A 7,453-nucleotide genomic window follows, 5' to 3' on the forward strand; every position below is an offset into this window, starting at 1 on the left:
TTCGGTACGAAAACCGACCTTTATGCGTAATAGTGGGCACGACTTAGAGCCGAAATACCCGTCTCTAAGCTCGGCCTTTATCTAAACGAAAACCGTTAAGATAAATGGCACTACTGGACCCATTTACTTCCAGGCTGAATCAGGTATTAAAATTAATTACATTTTGCATAAAAATTGTTATGGAAGCAGTCATCGAGCTATCTAAAGACAACGACTTTCCCAGTTCGGAGGCGTTTTGGCCTCAGGGGTGAAATTTATCTTAGCGATTTTCGCTTAGATAAAGGTCGAATTTGAAGCCAAGTGATCTGCTTGGCTTCAAATCGTGCCCACCCCGTTCCAGGCCAAGTGAGCCGTAGAACGTCAATTAACCTAATTTTGATGGACTAAACCGTTTAATATCAGTAACTGAAGTTATTTTTGTACTTTTAACCTTTAGATTAGTAACACAAAAGACACCTCTAACAGAATTTTTTCTGTTTGAGGTGCCTTTTTTATACGGTTTATTTAGATTTCGTCATAGGTTATATGTAGGGCGGAGGAAATTCCTAGCGGGAATACAAATGCCCAAATGATTTCAGCAATCAAAAATACTAAGGCAATTTGAATAAACGAAAGTAACTGGGTAAAGCCAAGCGCCAATAACGGAATTAAACTCAAGATGCCAATCAGACCAAGGACTTTGTCAAAACTGCTAATTGCGTTTAAATATTGGGATGTTGAAGAACGTGCAGTTTGTAAAATAATCGGAATTATTAGGGCTAAATTAACACAAATGAAAAGAATTCCAGAGACCATAGGAACATCTGCTAGCATTGATTCCTTCAAAAGACTTGCTGATAGAAGATTGATTAGTCGATAACCAAGCCAGTAAGCAGCAAATAAGGTGACACTGGCGTAAATGGCAAATAAAGAACGCGACATAACAAATAGATAAAGAATCAGAAAACCTAGCAACCAAGGTAATAAGTGGGTGACATCGTGTTTGAAGGCTTGCTTTTGGTTGGTAACTAAAACTGTTTCACCAGCATAGGTCACCTTACTTTTTGCTAAAGATGTTCCCTGTAATGTTGATCGAGTAGTTGTGTCTAGTTGTTTCAAAGTAGCCATTCCAGCAGTAGAAGAAGGGTTCTTATTTAGGATAATCGAAATTGTCGTTGTCTTATTTTTAGCTTGATTGAATTGATTTAACGCGTTTTTTATGGGCGCTGTTTTTAAGTCGGCACCTGTCATATATAGGGTGCTAACAATTCCAGACTTACTTAATTCATTCAAATAATTACGATCAGTAGCTAAGTTCTGTTGGGCAATGGTTACGTTTTTGCTATCTTTTGTTAAAGCAGTTTTGGTGCTTTGAATGGCCGCATTAGCATCTTTGAAATCATCGCTAACAGTTTGTTGATCTTCTTCTACTTGACTAATATTTTCTGCAATAACAGCATTGTTCGAACTAACCACCTTAACGTTATGGTGCAATGTTTTAAGATCACTTAATAGGTTTCGATTATGAGCTTTTAAGGAAGTTAAAACTTGGCGCATAGCTTTTGAACCTTGCGTCAAACTACGAGAGTTAAGAAGGTTATCAATTGAAACTTGTTGTTCCTCAATGGTTGCAATATCAGAGGTTAGATTATCAGCCTGTGAAGCTACTTGTGAACTTTGTGAGCCGATGGCGTTTAAATTTTTGATACTTGCTGATAGGTCTTTTAGTGTTGAACTAAGTTTCAAATTTTTTAATTTTTTTTCTGAAGTTTTAAGTGAATTTTGAGTTTCAGTCAAATTAAGATTGGCAGCTGCAAGTTGATTGGTAATGGTTTGCAGTTGTTGATTGACATATAAATTTGAAAGCGGCGTTCCAGCGGGTTGTGCAACAGAATAAACGGCCGCAACGTTTGAAACTGATTTTAGTTTTTGAGTAAGCTGGTTGATTATTGCCAGATCTTGAGTGTTGGTTACCGCCGTTTTATCAGTTAATGAAATGGTAATTGGTGCAACCCTGCCAGTCGCATAATGACTGGTAATGACGTTTGCTCCAATTTTAGCTTGGCTAGAAAATGGTGTGTCTTTAGCAACTGACCAATTAAGAGGTTTCGATTTTATAAGTAGTCCTGAGCCAATGATGATGAAGATGCCCACCATGGTTATAATAGGATATTTATTTCCTACAGTAGTATTAAAGTGCCAAAAACTAATCGATGATGAAAATTTCCGTGCTGACCCCGGCCAGAAGAATAAATCATCAATAAAACTTATTAAAGCTGGCATTAAAGTGTAAAAAACGAGCCAACCCAAAATCAGTGTTACAGCTACAACCCACAAGGACCGAAGAAGTTCATTTCTGGCCAGAAGTAAAGCTGATCCGGTAATGATCAGCGGAATGACAGTAATTAAGGATGGTAGCCAGGAAGTCTTGTAAAAATCATTGACTGCCTGTAGATCATCAAAATGATTACTATAGAAACGGTAAAAAATGGCTATCACAATTGGAAAAATGCCAAAACTAATGATTGCCAAAACGAGGTCAGTTTGGGCAGTATAAGGGCTATTTAAAAAGTGAGCAGCACTTGTTGCAATGGAAAGACTAGCTAAGTAGGTGATCCCAGAGAGTAACAAAGCGATTAATGGTGCCAAAATGGATCTAAAAATAATTCCGATGGCAACCACAAACAAAACACTACAAATACCAATCATAATTTTGGTAGCCGTTTGAATGGCCTGTGCTCGGGCCACTTGAAGGACATCATTTCCGGTTACATAAGTGGTTATCCCCTTTGTGTGTACCAAACTATAAATTTGAGGGATCAGAATATGAAACTGATTTTGGTTCTTTTTAAAGCGGAGAACGGTTAATTCAGTTGATTTATCCTGGGAGTCTAAACGGTGAGCAGCATTTGAGTCATTACCAGATTCGATAGCTTGAACACCAAGAAATTTTTTATTTGCGTTTAGTTTTTCTTCAGAACCTTGAATGGCTTTTTTTTGCTTGCTACTTAGGGCGCCATTAGGGTTTGTGTACACAATGGTTGCTTCAGGTGCTTGACGACTAGTACTTGTGTCAGCGGGCAATTGTTGGCTGTAACGATTATTCCAAGTCAACGAATTAGGAAGCAAGATAATTAAGCCAATTAAGATAATGGCCCAACTAATCAAACTAGTAATTTTAAGCTTTTTCGTTTTTGTCATTATAGTTTTCATTCCTTATGTATTACATATTTACTATTCTGAGTTTAACATAGACAGCATGTTTGTTTGATACAAAAACGAGTGATTATTTGCTCTATAAAAGAAAATACGTAGTTCTGGTTCTTCTTTTTTAATTAACAACACTATTTCTTGAAAAAATTATTAAAATTGAGAATTAAGAGGACGATTAAGATCAATATAAATGTGATTAAGATGGTAATCTCCCAACCCATTACTGAATGGGCGAAAGGAACGATCACATTTTGTCCGAAGAATCCGAACACAATTGAGGGGACAGCTAATACAATTGAAAAGACAGTTAAGAATTTCATTGTATTATTTAAATCACTATCGAGGATATTAGAGTTAGCGTTTGCCACACGTTCGATAATATCGGTTGCTAGTTGGGCCATTTCTTCACCTTGTTGCGATTCAACAATGACGTCTTCTAATTGTTCATGTTGGCCCGCAGTCATTTGAATGTCCTGCGTGCGATTCATACTGGTTAAAAAAGCATTGTTAGATCTTAGAGATGTTAAATAATAAACTAAGCTAGTTTCTAAACTCAGCATATTGGAAATTGATTTTCGAGAAATATGATGGGTCATCGTTTTTTGGATTTGTTGGCGTTGACGATTGATGTTGTTTATGGCATCAAAATACTGAACTGAAAGTTCGTAAAGGGTGCGAAAAATAATGGTTAGTGGTTCAACATCTGTTTTGCTGTAGACCAATGCATTATTTAAATGACGAGCAAAAACAGTGTTGACGAATTCTGTGGAAGTGCGCGTGAATGTCAACACATAGTCGTTTGCTAACATGATGCTAACAGGAGCGGTGCTACCATTAGCTGAGTCGTCATCAGAAAGTGCATCAAAAATGATTAAGAAGATATTAGCATCGCGGTCCGTTTCAATTCGGGCTCTTTCATTAGGATCGACAGCGTATCCAAGCATTTCTTCAGTAACTTGGTAGTGTTCAACGAGTTCTTTTTTCTCTGTTTGCGTAGGATTGCTAACGGTAACCCAAGTATTTTTTTGGTTGATTTCTTTTTCAGTAATCATGATTATTATCCTTATCTAAGTAGAAAATTCTAAAATCTTTAAATTAACTTAATTTTAGTTCATTAAAACGTCGCCGTCTATGCAGTAAAAATAAACAATTTGTTTTTTGAAAGAATATTAATTGATGTGGTATGATTCTACTCATGAAAGGAGTGCAGCGATGTGCAATTAATTTCAAAATTATATGGCCCTTTTTTTGACCCCCATAACTGGGAAACTGTTTTAACATCCAGCAGTGATTGGATGATTATTTTATCGTTAATCATGATTGAGTGCTTGCTATCCGTTGATAATGCTGTGGTTTTAGCTGCACAAACTCAGACGTTACCAACTGTTAAAGAACGTGAAAAATCTTTATTTTATGGTATTTGGGGAGCATATATTTTTCGATTTTTGGTAATTGGAATTGGAACTTATCTGATTCACCTTTGGGAAATTAAAATCATTGGTGCACTGTATTTATTTTATATGGTTTATCGCTACTTCGTGCCCAAAAAGAGTAAAACAAATAAAACAATAAAAAAAACCGTAAAAAAACGTGGCCATTTATCCTTATTTTGGTCAGTCGTAATCCAAATTGAAATGATGGATATTATTTTTTCTGTAGATTCTGTTTTAGCATCTCTGGCGATTTCATCAAATCCAGTTGTTGTCCTTATTGGGGGGATGATTGGAATTTTATGTATGCGGGGAATTGCTGAAGTGATTATGAAGGTGATGCGCAAGATTCCGGAACTGGAAACAATGGCTTATGTGTTGATCGCAATTATTGGTGTGAAATTATTTGTGTCTATTCCAATGATTGATTGGGAAATTCCGTCTGGGCTATTCGCATTAATTGTATTATTAGCAGTAGTAGCTACTTTGATTATTCATTTCTTACGCGTTCGAAAAACGCACTGAAATTAGAATAGCTGCGCTTTTGTGTAAGTTAACCCGGTAAGCTAGTTATGAATTTGCATTGCACTTATGGGTTCATAACTATCAACTTGTTTTGCTTAATATGCTATAATTCACACGTAAGTTTTAAAAACGGAGGAACGTAATATGGCTGTTACCATCACAAGCTATAATATTGATAAAGAAACTGAAAATGGACTCACACTTGTCGATTTTTGGGCTCCTTGGTGTGGACCTTGCAAGATGTTAGAACCTGTTTTAGATCAGCTTGAAACTGATTACGAAGGAAAAATTAAATTTGCTAAGCTAAATGTTGATCATCAACAGGAAATTGCGGAGCAGTATAAAATTATGAGTATTCCTGCACTTGTTTTATTTCGAGATGGAAAAGCAGTTGAAAAAGTGACAGGGTATTACCCAAAAGATAAATTAGCAAAGTATCTGGATTCCAAAGTGGAGACAAGGTGACAAGATGAAAACAGCGATTGTGATCGATAGTTCCGCATATATTCCTGACGAATTGGTAAAACAATATCATTTGGTTGTTATTAATCAACCGATTCTATTTGGTAATCATTTGTATCGTGAGGGGGTTGATTTAACTTCAACCGAATTCTATGAACGACTCAGAAATGACAAAACTGTGCCAACTGCTTCACAGGTGGCAATGAGCGAAATGCAAAGTGTTTTCACGAAATTAGCCAGTGAAGGCTATCAGGCTGCAATTTGTTTTGGAATTTCAGGTGGATTAAGTGGATTTATCTCAAACCTGGCAGCTTTTGCGCCATCCGTGAAGGATTTGGATGTGTATACGGTTGATTCCAAACTTGCCGGTGCAGCAGAAGGGAACTTGGCTTTACTCGCCGCTAAGTTAGTTTCTCAAGATTATTCAATTCATGACATTTTGAGCAAAGTAACTGAATTACAGAAAGCGACTCATTTTTTGTTAATCGTCTACAATATGCGTGCGTTATCTAATACAGGTCGAATTATGAGTCGTTCTCCTTTTATCGGTGCAATCCTTAGTACGAGAACGATTTTGACCTTTAATGAGGCGGGCCGTTTGGAATTAGTAACCAATGCCCATCGAATGAACCGAGCCTTTAAAAAAGCTAAAGTACGATTAGATTCTGATATGCAAAATCAGACTGATAATGTGCGAATTAGTGTGTTGGACGCTGACAATTCTGAATTAAATAAGCAGTGGTGTGACGAACTGAGTTCAGCTTATCCACATGCAAAAATTGAAGCAGGAAAAATTGGCCCATTTTTAGGCGTGCACGCTGGATATAAATCGATGGGACTTGTTTGGGCGCCTGATTGGAAAACAATGGTTACAGATGATTAATTGCAACTAAACCAACTGAGTGACTTGTGCTAAGATAGAATTGTGGAACTAAAAAATTGGGAGATATAGAAATGATTACATTAAAATCAGAACGTGAAATACAAGGTATGCAAAAGTCTGGCGCCGTGCTCGCTGGCATGCATATTGGGTTACGGGATATTGTCAAACCAGGCATTTCCAGTTGGGATATCGAGAAGTTTGCCGTTCGTTACCTTGCAGAAAATAATGCGAAAGCCGAAGAAAAAGGCTTTGAAGGTTATAAATATGCAACTTGTGTGAGCGTTAATAACGAAGTTTGTCATGGTTTTCCTCGCAAGGACTTGCTCATAAAAGATGGCGACTTGGTTAAGGTTGATACTGTGGTCAGTGTTGATGGTTACATGTCAGATTCATGCTGGGCATATGCCGTGGGGAATGTGAGTGATGAAGTCAAAAAATTGATGGATGTCACAAAGAAAGCATTGTACCTTGGCATTGATGCTGCTGTTCCTGGTAACCGCATTGGTGATATTGGTCATGTGATGCAACATTATATTGAAGATGAAAATGGCTTTGGTGATGTTCGTGAGTTCGTTGGTCATGGTATTCAGCCAACAATGCATGAAGATCCCATGGTACCTGGATATGGGGATGCTGGTCATGGTCTTCGTTTAAAGGCTGGAATGACCATTACCATTGAACCCATGGTTAACACGGGCGATTGGCGTTGTGATACTTCTGCTCCTGATGGTTGGACAGTGACAACCATGGATGGTAGCTTAAGTTGTCAGTATGAGCATACGTTGGTAGTGACAAATGATGGTCCCAAGATTTTAACTTCTCAGGATCCTGAATTTGATGCCAAGTACCTATTGAAACCAGATTTTGATGCTAAAATTTTAAAATAATATCTGAATAAATAAAAAATTGGCTTACTTTTCAAGTAGCCAATTTTGGTTCTTCGTCAACTGTTGTTGGTGAA

6 protein-coding genes are annotated in these 7,453 nt (G+C 37.3%); 4 read left to right on the forward strand and 2 right to left on the reverse strand.

Annotated features, from left to right (window positions below):
• Positions 1-504: 504 nt before the first annotated feature.
• Both IV84_RS04185 and IV84_RS04190 read right to left on the reverse strand, forming a co-directional pair.
• Positions 505-3,180, reverse strand: coding sequence for an MMPL family transporter (locus tag IV84_RS04185; protein ID WP_046870736.1), 2,676 nt, complete (start codon positions 3,178-3,180; stop codon positions 505-507).
• A 143-nt stretch (positions 3,181-3,323) separates the two neighbouring features.
• Positions 3,324-4,244: a magnesium transporter CorA family protein gene (locus IV84_RS04190; RefSeq protein WP_056986155.1), complete on the reverse strand. Its 921-nt coding sequence runs from the start codon at positions 4,242-4,244 to the stop codon at positions 3,324-3,326.
• Between the two features lie 162 nt (positions 4,245-4,406).
• Between IV84_RS04190 and IV84_RS04195 the strand changes: the two genes are divergently transcribed.
• From IV84_RS04195 to map, 4 genes are all read left to right on the forward strand, one after another.
• Complete coding sequence (locus IV84_RS04195; protein WP_046870735.1) at positions 4,407-5,147, forward strand: TerC family protein; 741 nt, start codon at positions 4,407-4,409, stop codon at positions 5,145-5,147.
• A 144-nt stretch (positions 5,148-5,291) separates the two neighbouring features.
• The gene (gene trxA / locus IV84_RS04200; RefSeq protein ID WP_046870734.1) at positions 5,292-5,612 is read left to right on the forward strand and encodes a thioredoxin; all 321 of its coding nucleotides are present in this window, start codon (positions 5,292-5,294) and stop codon (positions 5,610-5,612) included.
• Between the two features lie 4 nt (positions 5,613-5,616).
• A complete protein-coding gene (locus IV84_RS04205) occupies positions 5,617-6,492 on the forward strand; it encodes a DegV family protein (protein WP_046870733.1) in 876 nt (291 codons plus the stop codon).
• Between the two features lie 71 nt (positions 6,493-6,563).
• On the forward strand, positions 6,564-7,379 hold the full coding sequence (gene map, locus IV84_RS04210) for a type I methionyl aminopeptidase (protein WP_046870732.1): 816 nt from the start codon (positions 6,564-6,566) through the stop codon (positions 7,377-7,379).
• The last annotated feature ends 74 nt before the right edge of the window (positions 7,380-7,453 follow it).

The sequence above is a fragment of the Pediococcus damnosus genome, assembly GCF_001437255.1.
GTDB lineage: Bacteria > Bacillota > Bacilli > Lactobacillales > Lactobacillaceae > Pediococcus > Pediococcus damnosus.

What these genes read in the sequence shown, in the direction of transcription:
- trxA (WP_046870734.1), top strand. Translation starts at nt 5,292, where the DNA reads ATGGCTGTTACCATCACAAGCTATAATATTGATAAAGAAACTGAAAAT.
- map (WP_046870732.1), top strand. Translation starts at nt 6,564, where the DNA reads ATGATTACATTAAAATCAGAACGTGAAATACAAGGTATGCAAAAGTCT.
- IV84_RS04190 (WP_056986155.1), bottom strand. Translation starts at nt 4,244, where the DNA reads ATGATTACTGAAAAAGAAATCAACCAAAAAAATACTTGGGTTACCGTT.
- IV84_RS04205 (WP_046870733.1), top strand. Translation starts at nt 5,617, where the DNA reads ATGAAAACAGCGATTGTGATCGATAGTTCCGCATATATTCCTGACGAA.
- IV84_RS04185 (WP_046870736.1), bottom strand. Translation starts at nt 3,180, where the DNA reads ATGACAAAAACGAAAAAGCTTAAAATTACTAGTTTGATTAGTTGGGCC.